The sequence below is a fragment of the Stenotrophomonas maltophilia group sp. Smal17 genome (genome assembly GCF_030237045.1).
Taxonomy (GTDB): domain Bacteria; phylum Pseudomonadota; class Gammaproteobacteria; order Xanthomonadales; family Xanthomonadaceae; genus Stenotrophomonas; species Stenotrophomonas forensis.
The window spans coordinates 1-20,013 of record NZ_JASJSU010000025.1 but is presented as its reverse complement, the minus strand read 5'-3'; the positions used below and the strand labels follow the sequence as shown (position 1 = coordinate 20,013).

The following is a 20,013-nucleotide window of genomic DNA, read 5'->3' as shown; positions in this document are numbered from 1 at the left end:
CGGTTGGACCTCATCCACGCCCTGCGTGGATGCTCTTCTCGCTACTGGTGGCCTCCAGAAAAATGAATGGTTTCAGTCACGTAGAGGCCAGGTGAGAGTCGCTCGAGTTCGCAATTGAAGTGTGATCACTGGCACGTAAATTCACCTGTCGAAACCATTCACGACAAGGCAGACTGCGCTCGCAGTACCGCATATCCGCAGTTCCTGATCCCCTGTCCAGGAGTGCTGTATGTCCCGTGCCGTCCCGCGCGCGTTTCGTCCGCGCCGCCTCACCGTTTCCGTGCTGCAGGCCCTGGCCGTTCCCTCCGTCATGCTGATGTCCGCCAGCGTCGCCTGGGCCGGCTGTGACGCCATTGCGCCCGTTGCCGGCCAGACGGTCACCTGCACTGCCAGCGCACCCAACCCGCAGACCGTTCCCATCGCTGCCAGCGGCGCGGCCGGCATCACCGTCAACGTTGCCAGCAGCGCGCAACTGCAGCAGAGCGGTGGCGGTTCCGCCATCTCGCTGGTCGGCGCAGGGGGCCATCTGCTGTCCAACCAGGGCGCGATCAGTTCGCTCAGCGGCGTGGCGGTGCAGCTCGGCGGCGGCAGCCGCGTCGAGAACCTTGGCAGCATCAGCACGGGCAACAACATCGCCCTGCAGTTCGTCGGCAATGGTGACAGCGTGCTGGTCAACCGCGGAACGCTCAGTGGCGGAACCGGCGTGCAGTTCGGTGCCGGCAATGATCGCCTGGAGATGCAGGCCGGCAGCATCACCGGCGGTGTCCTGCAGGGCGATGGCAACGATGTGCTGCTGCTCAACGACGGCACCCTCGACCGTGTCGACCAGGGCAGCGGCGATGACCAGATGACGGTCACTGGCGGCACCATCACCGGCGTGGTCGCACAGGGCAGTGGACGCGACGATTTCGTCATGACCGGCGGCACGATCGGCGCGCTGCAGCAGGGCGACAACATCGATACCTTCCGCATGAGCGGTGGCCGCATCATCGGCGCGTTCGAGGATGGCGACCGGGCCTGGATGACCGGTGGCCGCATCGGCCGGGTCAACATGAAGCTGGACAAGAACCTGTGGGACATGTCCGGCGGTACCGTTGACGGCAACGTGGTGACCGGCTTCGACACCGACACCATCATCATTTCGGGCACGGCCTACATCGGCGGCAACATCAGCGTCAGCGGCGGTGCCGACAGCGTGACCATCACTGATGGCACCGTGCGCGGCCAGGTGCTGCTCAGCACCGGCAATGACACGTTCAACTGGACCGATGGCGGCATCGTCTACGGTGCGATCGACATGGGCCCGGATGACGACGTTGCGAACCTGGCAAACCTCACCCAGACCCACGTCGGCGCAGTACCCCTGTTCGACGGCGGCAGCGGCACCGACCAGCTCAACCTCACCAACGTCAAGACCACTGGCGTCGGGCGCTTCCAGAACTGGGAAACGATCAACCTGGCCAGCAGCACCGAACTGACCTTCGACGGCGCTCTGGTGCTGGGCGATGCCGGCACCGGCACCGGTACGCTCACCGTCGACGACACCAGTACGCTGTTCGCTGGCGGCGGCAACTACGCGATTCGCCCGTTCGCGGCATCGGGCCTGGTCAACGTGGTCAATGCCGGGCGCATCGACCTGACCGCCAGCGGCAGCGCCGGTGATGCCTTCACCGTGCGCGGCAATTACCGCGGAGACGGCGGTGGCGTGTACCTGAAGACGGTGCTGGGGGCCGATGATTCGGCCAGTGACAAGCTGGTGTTCGACGGCGGCACGGCCACCGGCAGCACCGGCATCGGCATCCTCAACGTGGGCGGCGGTGGTGCGGCGACACGTACCGACGGCATCCTGGTGGTGCAGGCATTGAATGGCGCCACCACCGCGCCGGGCGCATTCTCGCTGTTTGCGCCCGTGGCGGCCGGTGCCTATGAGTACTTCCTGTTCAAGGGCGGGGTCAGCGCGGGTACCGGCGAGAACTGGTACCTGCGCTCGACGCTGGTGCAGGGACCAACCCCGGCGCCCAATGGCGGCGGTACCGTCACGCCGCCACCGCCAACACCGCCGGTGGCCCCGCCGCCGCCGATCACGCCGGCGCCACCCCCGCCGCCCGAAGGCGCCACCGATCCGGACCTGACCGCCGGTGAGACCGCCCCACCGCCACCGCCGCCGGAGCCACCGCCGGCGCCGCCGCCGACCGATCCGGAAGTGCCCGAGGTGCCGGTGGCCGGTGGCAGTCTGCCCGGCACGGGCGCGCCGCCGACACCGGATGCGCGCCCGGCAGAGGGCGCCGTGGTGCCGCTGTACCGCGTGGAGACCGCCACCTACGCGGTGGTGCCGCCCCTGCTGCGCGAGGCCTCTCTGGCCAGCCTCGGCACGTTCCACGAACGGCAGGGCGAGCAGCGCCTGCTGTACAACCAGGGCGCGCTGCGCACCGCCTGGGGCCGGCTGGTCGGGCAGAGCAGCGAGATTCACTGGAAGGGCGATGCGCAGCCCGGGTTCGACGGCGATGTGATGGGCCTGCAGGCCGGCCTTGATGTGTGGGCTGCGGCCAACGACAACCATCGCAACCAGATCGGCGTGTTTGTCGGCCGTACCCGCGCGCAGGGCAAGACCACCGGCCTGGCGCTGGGCTGGGAGAACGTGCAGGTGGGCCAGAACCGGCTGGACGACAAGCACGTGGGCCTGTACTGGACACTCACCGGCAGCAACGGTGGCTACATCGATGCGGTAGCGATGCAGAGCCGTTACGACGGGCGCGTGCGTTCCTCGCGCGGGCTTGGCTTCGGCATCAAGGGCGATGGCACCAGTGTGTCGGTGGAGGCCGGCAAGCCGCTGCTGCAGTTCGGCCAGTCGGCCTGGTGGCTGGAGCCGCAGGTACAGGTGATCTGGCAGCGCACCGCGCTGGATGACCGTCGCGATGCGGTATCGAGCGTGCGCTTCGACAACGACAACGCCTGGACCGGCCGCATCGGCCTGCGCCTGGCCGGTGACTACCAGTTGGCCGACAACGGCTAGCAGCCGTACTTCAAGCTCAACTACTGGCACGGCGGCTCCGGCGAGGATCGCATCCGCTTCGACGGCGACGTGATCGTCAACTCGCAGCGCTCGCGTGCGCTGGAAGCCGGCGTGGGTGTGGTCGGGCGCTTCAACCGCACCATCAGCGCCTACGCGGTGGCCGATTACACCCGCGAACTGGGCGGCGATCGCAACGAGAAGCGCCGCATCATCGAAGGCAACATCGGCCTGCGCGCGGACTGGTGACGGCCGCGCGCCCGGGTGGGTGCCGACCTCGGTCGGCACTCATCCCATCACCGCCATGATGCGCTCCGGGTTCCAATCCGCGCTGGATTCCAACCGGCGCCATGATCTGCTCTGGTGGGTGTCGACCTTGGTCGACACGAATCCATCGGCGTCACGATCCCGCGCGTGCACCGGGTGCCACCAACCCGCCCGCATGATCGGCCAGCACCACCACCGCATGCAGCAGGCCTTCCTCCACCTGCGGCGGGCACTGCGCTGCCGCATCATCCATCTCGCGCGCCGACTGCGCCGCCAGCAACACACCCCCGCAGGCGGACACCGCCGCGAGGCACCGCGTGGCCTCGGCCAGTTCCCGGCCACGCGACTCGCCGAGGTGCCGTTCGCGCCAGGGCTGGCCATCGGCAGCGTGGCTTTGCGCGATACCACGCAACCGGGCGAAGAAGGCCGACGGCGCGGCATCGCCGTCGCCCTCGCACAATGCATCTTCCAGCGCTTCAGCCACGGGTGTGGGCAACGCCAGGCCGGGCAGGGCATCGCCCAGCAGGGCGTGCAGGCGGGGATAAGCGGGGTAGGGCGTGTTCATGGCGGCAACCTCACAAGGCAAGGCCACCTGCGGGATGCAAGGTGGCGGGCGGTGCGGGTTGGCGTGCCGGTGAAGCTCTCCACGAGGAATGACGCCGGCGGATCCGAGGATCCCCACGCACCGCCCGCCGCAGAACGACGGACGGTGCATTGTTCGGGCCGGCAACGACGTTGCAAGCCTGCTCGTGAAAAACTTCATTCAGGACGCCAATCCCGGCCAGCGCAAAGCGCGCCGGCAGAGCCACTTTCGCGCTTTTGCCCGAGTGGCAACATGGGCAAAGTTGCAAATGTTGTTGTGCGCGGCGCGTGCCAAAGCCGACATACAACGACAGCGGCAAGCGCGTATGCTGCGGTACTCATCCAAGACGAAGGAACGTCGAATGTCGCTTGATCTTCGCGTGATCGCTGCTGCACTGGGCGCCCTGTTCTGCAGCAGCGCGCAGGCTGCCGCCCCGGCCGTCATCGACCTGCCGACAGCACAGGCGCAGGCCCAGTTGCTGGACATGCTGGAGAAGGAGTCGCTGTACCGCGACCGCGTGGACTGGCCGGCCATCCGTGCGCGCCTGAAGGCGGCGCAGAACGAGCCGGCGCAGGCCCGCGCGGTGCTGCAGGAGGCCACCAGCCGCAGTTCTGGCGGGCATGGCGCGTGGATCAGCGCCAAGCAGCTGCAGGCGAAGGCAGAACGCCTGGCACGCGCCAATGGCGCAGCGACGCCGGCGCCGAGTGCAGCGATTGCTTCAATCGAAGCGCTGGACCCGCGCATCGGCCGGGTGGAGATCGGAGGCTACAGCGTCATGCAGGGCCCCACCGCGCACCAGCAGATGAAGGAACGTGCGCAGCGCTGGCAGGCGATCATCCGGGACCAGGACGGCCGCCATCGTTGCGGCTGGATCGTTGATCTGCGCGGCAACACCGGCGGCAACATGTGGCCGATGCTGCTGGGCGCAGCGCCACTGCTGCGCGCCACGCCCAGCGCCGACGAGGACGTGGGGTCCTTCGCCGCCGCGGACGGCCCCACGCGCTGGCAGCTGACACCGTCCAGCGTGCGGCTTGGCGAGCGCGTGCGGGTCGACCTCGGCGGGCCCGGTTATCTGCTGAAACACCCAGGCGCGCCGGTGGCGGTGCTGACCGGGCCGCGCACCGCCAGTTCCGGCGAGGCGACCGTGCTTGCCTTCCGCGGCCGCCCGCAGACGCGCAGTTTCGGCCAGCCCACCTCGGGGCTGTCCACTGCCAACGTGATGCGGCCGCTGGTCGATGGCAGCGCACTGCTGCTGACCACCAGCGTGATGCAGGATCGCAATGGCCAGGGGGATGGGCTGAAGATCGAACCAGACCAGCGCACCGACAGTGATGCCGCCACGCTGGCTGCGGCGCAGCAGTGGTTGCTGCAGCAGCCCGCCTGCCAGGCGCGCTGATCCATGATCCTGATCGGCCAGCAGGAACGGGTGATGATCGTCGGTCCTACGGAAGCCCACCACTGCCTGCGTTGCGGAACGGAAACCGACTTCGCGCCGCAGCTGCGCTACAAGATGGCGCGCATCGACCTGCTGTTCGGCTTCGCCTACCAGCGCCGTTATGAGCTGGCCTGCACCCGGTGCGAGCACGGCTGGTTACTGGACACCGAAACCATGGACCAGCAGCTGGGTGGGGTGCCGATCCCGTGGCGGCACCGCTTCGGCCTGCCGCTGATGCTGGTGGTCGTGGCTGGCCTGGCCCTGCTGGGCTGGCTGTGGCGGCACGGATTCATCGGTTGAACGCCGGGGCTGTTAAAGTCTGCCCTGCAATCACGTACCGGAACCCACCATGGACCACGACACCCCGTTCGAACCCCTCAACGACCTCGAGGTGCGCCTGCTGCAGGCCCAGGACGGGACGCTGACCGCATCGCAGTTCCTCGATGGCCTGTTGACCTCGACGGCGTTCGTGCTGCTGGACAAGGCCATCGGCGAAGATGGCGCCTGGGACGAGAGCATCTCGCCGCTGGTGCTGACCAGCGAGAGCGGCGAACCGATGTTCGCGGTGTTCACCTCGCCCGAGCGCGCCGGCCTGTGGCACGAGCAGCTGCCGCAGTTTGCCCATGCCATGCCGATCGCGGTGCACGCGCTGCTGGCCGGTATCGGCGACGGTGTCGGCCTGGTGCTGAACCCGGGCCTGGACGTGGGCATGGAGATGATTCCCGATGCCGTGGCCCAGCTGAAGCAGCGCGCTGCGGCGATCACGCGTGGCATGGCGCATTGATTCCTGCCTTGGCTGGCTCGCTGCTGTTTTCAGGCTGGTCTCTTGGCGGGTAACACCCTCCTGTTCTGCATGCGATCGGCATTTCGTAGTTTTCCTAGCGGGCGCGACACCTAGGTAGCGCCTGCGTTTCACGGTGGACCTGTCTGCCGTGTCGCAATTCCCTCTTCCTCGGCCTCTGTTTCAGCAACACGCTCACGGCCCCTTGGCCCTGCGCGCGTTGCTCCATGGATGGCTCCGTTCCTGCTCCGCAATGGCCCGCCCTGCGCTCTGCGCTGGCCGGCCCTTCGCACGCCCAGCGCTTCCTGCGGCTGCACACGTCGCTGGGGAGCGATGTGCTGGTCGCCGAAACCCTCGATGGCGTCGAGCAGATCGACGGCATGGGTTTCCAGTGGACGATCACCGCCCTGTCGTTGGACGCCGGCCTGCAGCTGGCGCCGTTGATCGGGCAGGGTGCGCTGCTGCAGCTGCAGCAGGCCGATGGCAGCCTGCGCCCGTTGCACGGTCGCATCACCGCCGCCGAACGGCTGGGCAGCAATGGCGGCCTGGCGCGCTATCGGCTGCGCCTGCAGCCGTGGCTGGCGTTCCTGTCGCAGCGGGTGGACAGCTACGTCTTCCACGACAAGACCGTGGTCGAGATTGTCGAGGACCTGTTTGCCGACTACAGCGGGCTGGCACCGGCCTGGCGCTGGTCGCTGGGTGACGCCAGCCAGTACGCACGGCGCAGCCTGACCACGCAGTACCAGGAAAGCGACCTGGCCTTCGTCCAGCGCCTGCTGGCCGAGGAGGGCATCTATTACTGGTTCGAGCATGCCGGCGAGCCCGGCGGCGCGGACTTCGGCACGCATACCCTGGTGCTGGCCGACCATAGCAACGACACCACCGAACTGGGCCGCGTGCGCTTCCATCGCCGCGACGAGAGCGAGCGCAGCGACAGCGTGCAGCAGTGGTCCACCGCGCACCGCTGGCGGCCGGGCAAGGTCGAACGTACGACCTGGGACTACCGCACCCTGGAGCGTCGCCAGGCCAGCGCCGAGGCCGGGCAGGGCAACGACCTGGGCATTGTCGACCGTGATACCTGCGGCCCCTATGGCTGGCAGGACAACGCACGCGGCCAGCGCCGCGCGCAGCAGCATCTGGACGCGCTGCGCGTGCGCGCCCATACCATCGATGGCGCCGGCCAATGGCGGGCGCTGGCACCGGGCGCGCGCTTTGGCCTGTCGCAGCATCCGCAGGTGGGCGAGGACGCACAGTTCCTGTGCCTGTCGGTGCTGCACCAGGCGCGCAACAACCTCGATGCCGACGTGTTCGACGCTCTGGAACAGACCCTGGGTCCGTCCAGTGTGGCGGTGCCGGCGCTGCCGGACGCGCTGTCCGGGCTGGCCTACGGCCAGGCGCCGGGCGAGGTGTCCACCGCGTTCTACGACAACCGCTTCGTCGCCATCCCCGCCGAAGTGAACTACCGGCCACAGACCGAGGACGGCCACGGCGCGCACCTGCATCCGCGGCCGACCATCACCGGCACGCTCAGCGCGATCGTGGTCAGCGATGGCGACCCGCTGCTGTCCGACCGCGACCATCGCATCAAGGTGCAGTTCCCGTGGCAGCGCGGCGGCAACGCCAGCAGCGGCCTGGCCCATCCCGGCGGCGACGACAACGCCCCGGCCAACGGAGGCGCCTGGACCTGGGTGCGGGTGATGACGCCGTGGGCCGGCGACAACTGGGGCGGCGTGGTGCTGCCGCGGCGTGGGCAGGAAGTGCTGGTGGCGTTCCTGGAAGGCGATATCGACCGCCCGGTGGTGGTCGGTGCGGTCTACAACGGCCGTGGCCAGCAGGACGCACAGCACAACCAGATCAACGGTGGGGGCGCCACCGCCACCGGTAATGCCGCCGCCTGGTTCGAGGGCAACGACCACGCCGCGGTGTACACCGGCTTCAAGAGCCAGGCGCTGGCCGACAGCCAGGGCGGCACCGGCGGCTACCAGCAGCTGCGCTTCGACGACACGCCCGGGCAGGGCCGCGCGCAGCTGTCCACCACCCAGCACGAGACCACGCTGACCCTGGGGCATCTGAAGGGCGGCCAGGACAATGTGCGCGAAGGCGAGCGGGGTTTCGGCGTGGAGCTGTCCACGCAGGCACAGGGCGCGCTGCGCGCCGGCCGCGGCCTGCTGCTGACCACCGAGCAGGGCTCGCCGCAGATGGCCGCGCCGCAGGCATTGAGCCAGCTGCAGGAAAGCCAGCAGCTGCTGCAGCAGCTGGCCGAATCGGCCGCCAACCAGCAGGCGCAGCTGCCCGGCGAGCCGAACGAGCTGCCGGTGGACAGCACCCTGACCGAGCTGCAGGAGACGCTGCGCGCCACCCATAGCGGCAGTGCCGCCGGCAGCATCGCCGGCGGCGATGGCGAGGCACCGGGCTGGAGCGCGCCGGTGCTGCTGGGCAGCGGTGTGGCCGGCGTGCTGAGCCTGACCCCGGCCGACCAGGTCTGGGTGAGCGGCACCCACACCACGCTGGCCAGCGGCGTGGCACTGAACTGGATGACGCAGGGCTCGCTGACGATGGCGGTGGCCGGCGGGCTGGTGATGTACACCGCCGGCGTGCAGCCCAGCGGTGAAAGCCCGAACCAGGAGCGCGGCATCGCGCTGCACGCCGCGCAGGGCAAGGTGAGCGCGCGTGCGCACAAGAACCAGATGATCGTGGCGGCCAAGACCAAGGTACGCATCGCCAGTACCGAAGCGGACGTGCAGCTGTCGGCGCCGAGCAAGCATCTGCTGGCGACGGCGGCCGGTGCCTACATCCGCATTGAGGGCGACAACATCGAGCTGGGCGCGCCGGGCAAGGTGGAGTTCAAGGCCAGCCAGCGGGATTGGGTGGGCCCGCTGATCAGTTCGGAGGAGACCGACGTTCCAGCTGGGCAGTTCAGTGGCTGCGAGCCGCACTTGAACGCAGCAGTATGCCGACAGGAAGGGTGCGCTGATGTCGGTTGAATCGTTGTGCGAACAGCTGATCGGTATCGATCGCAGCAGCGCAGGTCAGTGCCACCTGCTGATGCAGCCAGCTGTAGAGCGATCTGAGATGGGCGAGGCCTTTGACGCGCTGCTGGAATCGGCTGGAATCCAACCGATCCCGATCGCCATTCGACAGATACCAAAAAACCTGTGGCCGTTCCTGATCCCGCTCGACCTCAGCAAAGGAATGCACTCCCTGTTGTCTGGTCAGGCGGTGGAAATGGCGATGGCACAGCGCTCGGCATCGTCGCTGCTGGCTGCGCGCCCACAGCGTGCGTGTGCGTGGGTATGGACGCCGTTGCTGACACCACAGCTGGCCAGACAGCTTGCCGAGCGTGCGGTGGCGCACTGCCCGCATGCGCAGGGCCGGAAGCGGTGGCTGCGCTTCTACGACCCGATGGTGACGGATCTGTTCCTGCAGTGCTCATCGCGCTCGCAACGGGCGTATCGGTTTGAAGGTGTGACCACGTGGATGTTCCTGGATCGGTGGGGAGAGTGGGCCATCAGCAACGCTGTCGCGCCTGCACTGCGCGGTGACCCTGCCGTGTCCTGGCCCGAGCTGGAATCCATTGGTGCATTGAACCAGGCGTGGATCGGCGCGCTGCGGGCCGGAACCCCACCGGATCGCGCCACGTTCGCGCAGGTGCAGTGCAGTGTCGGAGAGGGGCGCCGTTGTGGTGTCTCCAGTGGTACTGATCTGGATCTGTTCGCCACGCATGCGCTCTTGATCGGGCCTCAGTTCCACAGGCATCCCACTGTCCAGACGCTACTGGCGCAGATCGCGCACGGTGAGCGGTATGGCGATCTGATTCGACGGATTGGAGACACGGAGTGGCAGGACATCCGCATCGCGGCGTCCGCACACGCAAGTGCGATCAAGGGAGACGGGGCACATGACGCGCGATAGCAAAGATAGGTACGACTCCAGCGGGCCCTTCACGGGTGAAAGCAACGTCGGGATCCGCAGCGCGGGCAGTCCAGACATCGTCGATCTTCCGGCGGTTGCCGCCACGCTGCCGGACGAGACAGAGAAATCAGCCTGCGACGTCTGCCGCTCCACTGGGCTGGCCATCCTGCCGGTGCGCTACACGGTGGTGCCTGCCAGCTGCAACGTGAGCCTTGGTGGCCTGTCGCCCGCACACGCCAGCGACGTTGATGTCAGTGCGGCGGGATACACCTACGCGCTCAGAACGTTGCGCCAGGGTCTGCTGTACCTGTACTACGAGCAGGGTCCCTACGGTCCGGAGTACTGGGAGTGCTACGCCATCGCCGGAAACGGCACCCTGTGGCGGCAACCCACCGCCTACAGTGCGCGCGCGATCGCAGGCGGTGGCCTGCCCAGCTGTGGCCGCAGTGGCCACGATCCGATGCGCACGGAGTTCATCACCATCCAGCGCCCGCATGTATGCGGGACGGTCTGGCTGGCCTACTCCCAACACCCCTGGACGCCAGCGACGTTGGATCGCTATGGATCCGACCCGGCCCTGCGCGCCGAGCGGATGCAATCGATCGAGCCAGCCAGATGGATCACGTCGGCGAGAGCAGAAGGCGACCAAGCGCCATTGAAGGATGCCGCCGGGCTGGCCTCGATCATGGAATATCGATGGCTGGATAACCCCTCAGGCGATCCGCCAGACCTTCCGTACAGCAGCGCACTCCCGGGTGCCTCTAATCCGGACGGGGCGCTTCGCAACGTGCGGCTGCACGCGCATGGCACGCGTTACCCCTGGTCGCGGCGGGATTACCCTCGTAGCGACGGTGTCGACCCGCGCCAGCAGCGGTTTGAGCGCCTGAAGCAACACAGCAGCAACGGGCGCATCGGCAGTGATCGTCAGGAGTACCCGCCCATGCTGCTGGGCTTGTGGGATGCGGTTGGCGTCGTGCACGAGCTCAGTGGTTACTGCAATGACCTGGTCGCCTGCATCAACCAGTTCAAGAGCGAGCGCGAACTGGAAGTCAGCGCTGTTGACCAGATCGAACAGATCTCGCGCCTGCTGGAGCTCAACGGTGCGGTGATGGCAGGGAACTACGCAGCACAGACCGTCCGCGAGGTGGAGCGGCAGCGCCGCCTCGGCAATCCCTCGCTTCCCTCATGGGACCCCAAGGTAAAGCTCTCCGAGGAGGAGAAGCGGGAACTCGCGCGGGAGTATGAGCGCCAGTTCCTGCCGCTCTATCTGAAGGACGCCCAGGATGCGTGGAAAAACAAGTACTGGCCGCTGATTGACGAGCCCCGTTTCACCGCGTTCAAGAGGAACATGGACGCGATGACGCAACAGGTACTCGACCGGCTGGGACCGAAGATGTCGGTGCTGGTTGCCTGGCTCCGCCACGATCTTCTGCTGGCGACGCTGGAAGACTTTGACGGCAAGTCTGCGGCGCAAGGGGAGTGGTTCGAGGAGATCATCACAGAGGCGATCGCCGTGCTTGGTATGCACGAGATAGGCCGTGCGTTGCTGACTGAACTGTCCCACGATATAGAAGTTACCGGAAGAAAATCCCTGCTCTGGCGAGTCATTGCGAAGAACGACGAAGAGTCTCGCAAGGAGCTGCAGCAGACACTCGAGGCGGCGCAGGTGTGCGCCAACACAATTCTCGAAGCGGCCGGCGCAAGCTGGGCGGCATTTGTCGCAGGCACCGCGCAACTTAAGTCTTACTTGGCCCTTTACCGCAAGTTGGAGGCGGCGCAGAAAGAGGCCGCGCCCCCCACCGCCAGTGCCCGCATCCTTCGCGACAGTGGCGTCGATCGCTTCGTCACTACCGCAGGTGCCTACCTTCTGAATCGATTCCCGATGAAGGGCATCCAGGACACCGCCGGCAATGCGATGGTCCGGTTCGTGCTTCTGACGCGGGCGCTGATGGAGCGCGATGAGGCCATCAGCCTGGTGGCCGAAGAGCTGAGCAGTGGCCAGCAGGGCAAGCGCTACTTCCTGGAGCGTATTCAGTTCTACAGAACCAAGGGCAGCGCGCTGCCGATGCAGTTCGCGCTTCGGGACCTGGAGCTGCATCACGGCGCGCTGGCGATGCGCAAGCGTTGGCAGGCTGCGGCAGAGAGCAGCCGCAATGTTGTCCGTCTGAACTCACTGACCGGCGTGCTGGAGATGGTGAACTTGATCCATCTGGCCACGAAGGTGGATAAGCAGACGCGAGACTATGCGACGCTATTGGCTTCTGGAATGTCGCTTGTGGCTGTGTATACCGGTGTGCACGAGGCTTTGGCGAAAGAGTTCTTTGGCGCGGGTAGCGCCAGTGCCATACGGATGAAGGTTGCCGGAAGTGTGTTGGCCGGGGCGGGTAGTTTTATTGGGGCGTTCTACAGCGTCTTGGAGGCTGAGAAGGCAAGTGAATTTGGTATGCGCGCCCCTATAGCGTTGGTGATAAAAGGAGGAGCAATGGCAGCTACCGCATCTGCTCAGTTCTTGACCGCTCTTGCCTATTCTTCCCCTGTCATTGAGCGCGTGGTAGGACGCAACTCACTAACGATCGGCCTTAGAAGTTTAAGGGCTGGCATTGAGGCAGCGGCGGGTGGAGAAGGTGGGCACATCGTTTCCTCTCAAGCCATGAAACGTATCGGTACATGGATCTTGCGACTTGGCGGATGGGAGGTGGCTTTGGGTCTTCTGCTCGTCGAAGTTTTGATATGGGCTGTTAGCGCGAATGATCTGGAGAAGTGGTGTATGACCAACGTCTTCGGTAAGAGGATTGGTGACAGGTCGAGAGGGCGTCGCTCGTCCGACAATGTCTATGCGACTGCACAGGAGCAGCAGCTGGCATTTGACAGGGCTATTGGCTCGGTTTCGATTCGGTCTCAATAGGTGGGGTGCTCAAGTGAGTGTTGGTGAGGACGTGTTGCTTGAAACAGAGATCGGAACTATTTCCGGTCAGAGGGTTCAGTACGTCATGGAGAATATTTTTTGGCGAGAGGGAGATTGCGTGGGAATGGCTGCGACTGGTGCTTTGTCCGCTGCGCTGGGTCATAGCGGCGTCGCTGCCGGTATGGCGGTGATGTCTTCAGAGGAAATGGAAGAGCCGGTTGCGAGGGTTGAGTTTTTGCTCGACGAGGTGCCTGTTGAAGGGCTGCTTTGGAACTGGCCTTTCAGCGAGGGGGATTTCGTCAGGGTCGTCGGAAAGCGAGATGGCGAAGGGAAATTCTTCGCTCTATCAGTGCTCGATGAGAGTAAGAGATTAATCGTTTCCTATCCGCATGTAAGTGCCGGAAGTTGGGCTCACTGGATTTCTGTAGCGAAGTATTCTCTCATGTTCGCCGTTCCATACTGGGCAGTCTTTTTAGGTGTTTTGTCTGTAGTCTCATCATTGTCGGTTGAGATTCTTGTGTACGCATATTTTGCAGGGGTAGTTTTTTCTCTTGCGGTTGGGTACCGGATTGGGCGCAGATTCATTCGCTACGCGAAGATGGCGGATTCGATATTCTCTGCGCTTGGTTGGAGTCGAGGGGCGACAATTGACTTGCGGAAGATAACAAGGGCGGCGCGTCAAAAAGGTGATCATGTCGCATTGGGTGATACCTATTTCAGATACTGAGCGATGTGAGTTTATTGGGTAATTCAAGCCGAATTTCCTTGGCCAGGGAAATTCGGATGATCGCATTGCATTTGGCGGTGCATGCTTTGACTATTAAGGTTGCAAGGTTATGCGTGCTGATGGCGGCTGACATCTATCGCCTTTGGGCGGCTCGCGCACAGTGGTGTTGACCTCTTCGTCACCACTGCCGGCGCCTGCCTGCTGAATCGGTTTCCGCTCAATGGCATCCAGGACACCGCCGGCAATGCCATGGTCCGGTTCGTGCTTCTGACACGGGCGTTGATGGAGCGCGATGAGGCCATCAGCCTGGTGGCTGAAGAACTGAGCAGTGGCCAGCAGGGCAAGCGCTACTTCCTGGAGTGCATCCAGTTCTACCGAACCAAGGGCAGCGCGCTACCGATGCAGTTCGCACTTCGGGACCTGGAGCTGCATCACGGTGCGTTGGCGATGCGCAAGCGTTGGCAGGCAGCAGCAGAGAGCAGCCGCAATGTTGTCCGTCTGAACTCACTGACCGGCGTGCTGGAGATGGTGAACTTCATCCATCTGGCCACGAAGGTGGACAAGCAGACGCGTGACTACGCGACGTTATTGGCCTCTGGAATGTCGCTTGTGGCTGTGTATGCCGGTGTGCACGAGACCGTGGCGAAAGAGTTCTTTGGTGCGGGTAGCGCCAGTGCCATACGGATGAAGGTTGCCGGGAGTGTGATGGCCGGGGCGGGTAGTTTTATTGGGGCCCTTTACAGCCTCGCTGACGCTCTGAGCTCTTTCAGGAATGGCAAATACGCTCTGTCCACGGTGCTCTTGGTCAAAGGCGGGACGGTTGGGATAAGCGGGTCTGCTCAATTTTTGACGGCGCTTGCCTATTCATCTCCTGTAATCGAGCGGACTCTGGGAAAGAATGCGCTCACCCTAGGGCTGAGAGGACTGCAAGCTGGACTTGAGATCGCTGCCGGAGGGGAGGGCGGAAGTATAGTCGCATCGCAAGCTATGAGGCGCGTTGGCGTATGGATTTTGCGACTAAGCGGATGGGAGTTGGCTCTAGCCCTGCTGGTCATCGAAGTCCTGATATGGGCGATCATCCCAAACGAGTTGGAGAAATGGTGTGCGTCAAACTCATTTGGAAAGAATGCTGGGAAGAGAGGAAGTAGCTTCTACGCAACAGCGCGGGAGCAACGGCTGGCGTTCGAGAAGGCTCTTGGCTCTGTGTCGATGAGGACGCAATGATTACTCAAGAGCAGGTGGGACTTGGGGGCAATGGCCCCCTCGAGACTGAGGTCGGTGTAGTCTCCGATCTTCGAGTTCAGCATGCTGTCAAGAATACATTCTGGCGCGATGGTGATAGTGAAGGAATGGCAGCAACTGGTGCCTTCGCAGCTGCGCTAGGCCTCAGTGGACCAGCAGCGGGTATGGCGATGATGTCTGCGGAGGAAATGGCCGAGCCGGTCACTAAGGTCGAGTTCCAGCTTGGTGATCTCGCCGTAGAAGGGCTTCTCTGGAACTGGCCATTTAGCGAAGGTGATCTTGTTCGAGTTGTCGGGACACGGGATAGCGAAGGAAAATTCTTTGCTATCTCTGTTCTTGATGAGCAGAAGAGGTTGATCGTCTCCTACCCGCACGTTAGTGCTGGCTCGATAGCGCATTGGATTGTCGTTCTGAAACTATCACTAATCGTATCGATTCCTTGGTGGGGACTTATAATAGGGTGGTTTGCCTGGATGACCTCCGCGCCATTTAATTTCTTGGCTCGTTCGTACTTGATTGGTGTTCTCGTATTTTGTGTAGTTGGGTATCGAATTGGTCGTAGATTTGTCAGTTACGCCAGAATGGCGGATTCAGTTTTTTCTACGCTTGGGTGGAAGGGGGCGAGGCGAATGAATCTTCGTAGAGTGACTAAGAGGAAGCGACAGCCGGGCGACCATCCCGCCCTAGGCGATACCTATTTCAGATATTGAATGGTGCTTATCAGTGTTGGGGCGATGACCGGCGGGTAGTAGACTGGCTAGGACCGAAGATGTCGGTGCTGGTTGCCTGGCTCCGCCACGATCTGCTGCTGGCGACGCTGGAGGACTTCCATGGTCAGTCTGCGGCGCAGGGAGTGAGGTTTGAGGAGATCATCGCCGACGCCATCGCGGTGCTTGGCATGCACGAGATCGGCCGTGCTTTGCTGACTGAATTGGCTGGCGATCTGGCTGTGACTGGAAGATCGTCTTTGCTGTGGCGAGTCATTGCGCAGAATCAGGACGCTGCCCGGCTGGAGCTGCAGCAGACGCTCAAGGCGGCTGACGCCGGAGCCAACACCGTTCTGTCTGCCGCAGGTGCGAGCTGGTCGGCATTTGTGTCCGGAACGGCGCATCTGAAGACCTTCATCTCCAACTATCGCAAGCTGGAGGCTGCGCAGAAAGAGGCCGCGCCCCCCACCGCCAGTGCCCGCATCCTTCGCGACAGTGGCGTTGATCGCTTCGTCACTACCGCAGGTGCGTACCTTCTGAATCGATTTCCGATGAAGGGCATCCAGGACACTGTCGGCAATGCCATGGTCCGCGTTGTGCTCCTGACGCGGGCATTGATGGAGCGCGACGAGGCGATCAGCCTGGTGGCCGAAGAGCTGAGCAGCGGCCAGCAGGGCAAGCGCTATTTCCTGGAGCGCATCCAGTTCTATCGCAAGAAGGGGAGTGCACTGCCGATGCAGTTCGCGCTTCGAGATCTGGAGCTGCACCATGGCGCGCTGGCGATGCGCAAGCGTTGGCAGGCAGCGGCGGAAAGCAGCCGCAATGTCGTCCGTTTGAATTCCCTTACGGGCGTGTTGGAGATGGTGAATTTCATCCATCTGGCAACCAAGGTGGATAAGGATACGCGTGACTACGCAACGTTACTGGCGTCCGGCATGTCGCTTGTGGCTGTGTATACCAGTGTGCATGAAACGGTAGCCAGGGAGTTCTATGGGGCGGGTAGTGTCAGTGCTATTCGGATGAAGGTTGCCGGCAGTGTGCTGGCGGGAGCAGGTAGTTTTACTGGGGCGGCTTACAGCTTGTCGGACTTCAAAAGTCGGCTTGAAGATGGGCGACGCTGGTCTGCCGCGGCTTTGCTGATGAAGGCAGCGCTAACGTCAGCGGTTGGTAGTGCGAACTTTCTCACCGCGCTGGCCTATTCCTCTCCAGTTCTAGAGCGTCATCTGGGGCGAAACAAGTTGAGTTTGGGTCTTCGTGGGTTGAGGGCCGGGATAGAGGCTGCGGCCGCGAGGGAAGGGGAACTCGTTTTGTCGAGTCAGGCTATGAAGCGCCTTGGCGGTTGGATACTGCGCTTGGGCGGTTGGGAGATTACGTTGGCACTGCTTGTGATTGAAGCGACCGTGTGGGTAATCAGCCCGAACGATCTCGAGAAGTGGTGCGAGTCCAACGTATTCGGGAGGGCAGCTAGTAAAGCTCCTCCCTCGGCCAGCGATAGTAGGAACCTCCAGGAGGCCGTTCTGAAGCAGAACGACGCGTTTGACAAAGCAATAGGGAAAGTAACTACAAGGTCGCAGTCGTGAAAGGCGCACATTACATGGATGTTCCGAGCAAAATTCCGCTGGATACAGAGGCTGGTGTGATCTCAGAACTTTTCGTTGAACATGCGTTCGAGGATGTTCTGTCCCGTTCTGACGATCGAGAGCAAATGGCCGTAGTGGGTGCAGTTGCAGCAGCGCTCGGCTTGAGTGGGCCATCAGCAGGCATGGCCGTGATGTCAAGCGAAGGGGGGGCGGAGCCAGTGGTGCGAGTCAGGTTCATGCTGGGAGATCTATCGGTGTCTGCTCTGCTGTGGAACTGGCCGTTCAGGCAGGGGCAGAGCGTTAGAGTGGTGGGCAAGCGATGGCCCGACGGAACATTCTCTGCAATCTCTGTATTGGACGAGGATGAGAGGCTGATCGTTTCCTATCCTCATGTTACGGCAGGCAGTACCTCGCACTGGCTGCGTGTCTTCTGGATTTCCTTGGCGATCTCAGTAGTTTGGTGGGGGGGGCGGCTGTTCTCGCAACGGTCTTTGTTTGGGACGTCAAATCCGATAGTAAGTTCGAAGTTATTTCTGGCGCCTGCATTGCCGGAGCCTCAATTTTTGGAGTGATTGGATGGAGGATCGGGCGTCGTCTATCTAGATTTGCGAGGATGGCAGACCGCGTATTCACTGCGCTGGATTGGAGCGATCCCACGAAGATTAATCTCAGGTCTGGGAAGTTCGCTCAGGCGCGAGAGGGCGATAGTTCCGGCGTTGGGGATACCTACTTCAGATACTAGCTGTTATCAATCTGGCAGTGTGGGGGCGCTACTGGTCTGGTTTCGATTCGGTCCCTCAAGGAGTGGTATGCAAATGAGTGACGGCAAAGAGGCTCTACTTGAAATGGAGAGCGGAGTTATCTCCGGTCTCAAAGTTCAATGCGTGATGGAAAATATTTTCTGGCGAGAGGGCGATCGCGTAGGAATGGCTGCGACCGGTGCGCTGTCCGCCGCATTAGGTCTCAGTGGTTCGGCTGCCGGCTTGGCGATGATGTCTGTGGAGGAAATGGAAGAGCCAGTTACTAAAGTTGAGTTCAGACTTGGTGAAATGGATGTGGAGGGGCTTCTCTGGAATTGGCCTTTTAACGAGGGTGATGTTGTTCGAGTTGTCGGCGCACGGAACGATGAAGGAAGGTTTTTTGCTATCTCAGTTCTTGATGAGGATAGAAGGATCATTGTTTCCTATCCGCATGTTAGTGCTGGTACGTTGGCGCATTGGTTCTCAGTGTTTAAATACTCGCTTGTGATCTCAATTCCGTGGTGGGGGTTGGTAATAGCTTTCTACGCGTGGAAATTCTATGCGCCATTTCACCTGTTGGTTCAGTCATATTTGGTGGGGGTTCTTGTCTTCTGTGTGATTGGGTATCGAGTTGGCCGTAGGTTTGTCAGTTACGCCAAATTGGCGGATTCAGTTTTTTCTACGCTTGGATGGAAAGATGCGAGGCGAATGAATCTTCGGAGAGTGACCAAGAGCAAGCGTCAGCCAGGCGACCACCCCGCCTTGGGCGATACCTATTTCAGGTACTGACCATCAGCAGCTGACACCGCGCCTTCCCAGCAGTCCGCATATCCCTATCGCGCCGCCGCAATCGCCTTCACCCGCGCCTTGGCCAGCGCTTCACCAATCGCCGGGCCTTTCAGGTGCGTCGTATCCAAATCCCGCGCCTGTACCGAAAGCGCTGCCTGGTGCAGGCGCTTGAGCGTTTCACCCTGCGGGTAGTCGGCGTCCTCAAATCCGAGCCGGCCGCGCTTGTCGGCCTCGCAGCACAGCGCGATGCGGGCCACGCGCTCGGGCCGGCGCAATGCATCGCAGCGGCCCAGCAACTCCAGCACGGTGGCATCGCGTAGCTCATCGATGCGGTGCACGTTCAAGTGCTCGCGGCAGACCGCTTCGGCCAGTTGCTGGTGCTCGGTGGGAATCTTCAGGCGCGCGCACAGCGCCTTGAGCGGCTTCAGGCCGCGCTGCTCGTGCATGATGTGGCGCGGCCATTCGTCCGGCGGGGTCAGGCCCTTGCCGAGGTCGTGGGTGAGGGCGGCGAAGCCGACCAGGTCATCACCCGGCGCCAGTTTCGCGGCCATGTCGCTGACCATTTCCTGGTGGATGCCGGTATCCACTTCAGGGTGGAACTCCGCGCGTTGCGGCACGCCGTACAGTGCTTCCAGCTCGGGCAGGATCGGGCCCAGCGCATGCGCATCGTGCAACGTGCGCAGGAAGGCGGACGGGCGTTCGCAGACCAGCGCCTTGCGCAGTTCCTGCCACACGCGCTCCGGTACCAGTGCATCAAGCTCACCGCTGGCGGCCACCTCGCGCATCAGCGCCGTGGTTTCTTCGGCGACGCTGAAACCCAACGGTGCGAAGCGCGCCATGAAGCGTGCCGCGCGCAGCACACGCAGCGGATCTTCGACGAACGCAGGGCCGACGTGGCGCAGCACGCGCTGTTCAAGATCACGCACGCCACCGTAAGGGTCGACCAGCGTGCCGGTGCCTTCGTCGCAGGCAATGGCGTTGATGGTGAAGTCGCGGCGCTGCAGGTCCTCTTCCAGCGTCACCGCCGGATCGGCGTCGACCACGAAGCCGCGATAGCCGCGGCCAGATTTGCGCTCGGTGCGTGCCAGTGCGTATTCCTCGCCGGTCTGCGGGTGCAGAAATACCGGGAAATCGCGGCCCACCGCAGTGTAGCCCTGCGCTTCCATCTGCGCGGGTGTGGCTCCGACGACTACCCAGTCGCGGTCGCCGGCGGGGCGCTGCAGCAGGCGGTCGCGCACGGCGCCGCCGACAAGATAGATCTTCATGGGGGGATGATCGCATGGTCGGCGCAGATGCACCGGTAGTGGCGGCCGCTGGCCGGCACCCCCTGGACAA

General features: G+C 63.3%; 14 protein-coding genes and 1 pseudogene. 13 read left to right on the top strand and 2 right to left on the bottom strand.

The annotated features are described in order from the left end of the window. Nucleotides 1-229: 229 nt before the first annotated feature. Nucleotides 230-3,259: pseudogene (locus QRO93_RS09160) on the top strand (autotransporter domain-containing protein). 151 nt (nucleotides 3,260-3,410) lie between these two features. On the opposite strand, the gene QRO93_RS09150 reads toward QRO93_RS09160, so the two are convergent. After that, the gene (locus QRO93_RS09150) at nucleotides 3,411-3,842 is read right to left on the bottom strand and encodes a hypothetical protein (RefSeq protein ID WP_180880944.1); all 432 of its coding nucleotides are present in this window, start codon (nucleotides 3,840-3,842) and stop codon (nucleotides 3,411-3,413) included. A gap of 379 nt (nucleotides 3,843-4,221) precedes the next feature. Here QRO93_RS09150 and QRO93_RS09145 point away from each other — a divergent pair, with 379 nt between their 5' ends. The 12 genes from QRO93_RS09145 (at nucleotide 4,222) to QRO93_RS09090 (ending at nucleotide 18,678) form a co-directional block, all read left to right on the top strand. Then, entirely contained in the window at nucleotides 4,222-5,256 is a 1,035-nt protein-coding gene (locus QRO93_RS09145; RefSeq protein WP_180880946.1) for a S41 family peptidase, read from the top strand. A 3-nt stretch (nucleotides 5,257-5,259) separates the two neighbouring features. Next, nucleotides 5,260-5,595 (top strand): hypothetical protein, encoded by a 336-nt coding sequence (locus tag QRO93_RS09140; RefSeq protein ID WP_164087046.1) that lies wholly within the window; start codon nucleotides 5,260-5,262, stop codon nucleotides 5,593-5,595. Nucleotides 5,596-5,644: 49 nt separating this feature from the next. After that, nucleotides 5,645-6,079 (top strand): SseB family protein, encoded by a 435-nt coding sequence (locus tag QRO93_RS09135; RefSeq protein WP_006470037.1) that lies wholly within the window; start codon nucleotides 5,645-5,647, stop codon nucleotides 6,077-6,079. Nucleotides 6,080-6,303: 224 nt separating this feature from the next. Next, entirely contained in the window at nucleotides 6,304-9,060 is a 2,757-nt protein-coding gene (locus QRO93_RS09130; protein ID WP_285304111.1) for a type VI secretion system Vgr family protein, read from the top strand. Continuing rightward, nucleotides 9,050-9,988, top strand: a complete 939-nt coding sequence (locus tag QRO93_RS09125) for a DUF4123 domain-containing protein (protein WP_164087048.1) — start codon at nucleotides 9,050-9,052, stop codon at nucleotides 9,986-9,988. The genes QRO93_RS09130 and QRO93_RS09125 overlap by 11 nt, the downstream gene beginning before the upstream one ends. After that, nucleotides 9,975-12,893 (top strand): T6SS effector BTH_I2691 family protein, encoded by a 2,919-nt coding sequence (locus tag QRO93_RS09120; protein WP_219626192.1) that lies wholly within the window; start codon nucleotides 9,975-9,977, stop codon nucleotides 12,891-12,893. Before QRO93_RS09125 ends, QRO93_RS09120 begins: the two co-directional genes overlap by 14 nt. Nucleotides 12,894-12,906: 13 nt before the next feature. After that, the gene (locus tag QRO93_RS09115) at nucleotides 12,907-13,620 is read left to right on the top strand and encodes a putative type VI secretion system effector (protein ID WP_180879143.1); all 714 of its coding nucleotides are present in this window, start codon (nucleotides 12,907-12,909) and stop codon (nucleotides 13,618-13,620) included. 249 nt (nucleotides 13,621-13,869) lie between these two features. Next, a complete protein-coding gene (locus QRO93_RS09110) occupies nucleotides 13,870-14,844 on the top strand; it encodes a hypothetical protein (RefSeq protein ID WP_180879141.1) in 975 nt (324 codons plus the stop codon). Then, nucleotides 14,841-15,572 (top strand): putative type VI secretion system effector, encoded by a 732-nt coding sequence (locus tag QRO93_RS09105; RefSeq protein ID WP_180879139.1) that lies wholly within the window; start codon nucleotides 14,841-14,843, stop codon nucleotides 15,570-15,572. Before QRO93_RS09110 ends, QRO93_RS09105 begins: the two co-directional genes overlap by 4 nt. 59 nt (nucleotides 15,573-15,631) lie before the next feature. Continuing rightward, nucleotides 15,632-17,149 (top strand): T6SS effector BTH_I2691 family protein, encoded by a 1,518-nt coding sequence (locus QRO93_RS09100; protein WP_180879137.1) that lies wholly within the window; start codon nucleotides 15,632-15,634, stop codon nucleotides 17,147-17,149. A 14-nt stretch (nucleotides 17,150-17,163) separates the two neighbouring features. Next, entirely contained in the window at nucleotides 17,164-17,721 is a 558-nt protein-coding gene (locus QRO93_RS09095; RefSeq protein ID WP_285304110.1) for a putative type VI secretion system effector, read from the top strand. 243 nt (nucleotides 17,722-17,964) lie between these two features. Beyond that, entirely contained in the window at nucleotides 17,965-18,678 is a 714-nt protein-coding gene (locus QRO93_RS09090) for a putative type VI secretion system effector (protein ID WP_180879134.1), read from the top strand. 44 nt (nucleotides 18,679-18,722) lie between these two features. Here the strand turns inward: QRO93_RS09090 and QRO93_RS09085 are convergent, their stop codons facing one another. Then, nucleotides 18,723-19,943, bottom strand: coding sequence for a multifunctional CCA addition/repair protein (locus QRO93_RS09085; RefSeq protein ID WP_180879133.1), 1,221 nt, complete (start codon nucleotides 19,941-19,943; stop codon nucleotides 18,723-18,725). Between the last annotated feature and the right edge of the window lie 70 nt (nucleotides 19,944-20,013).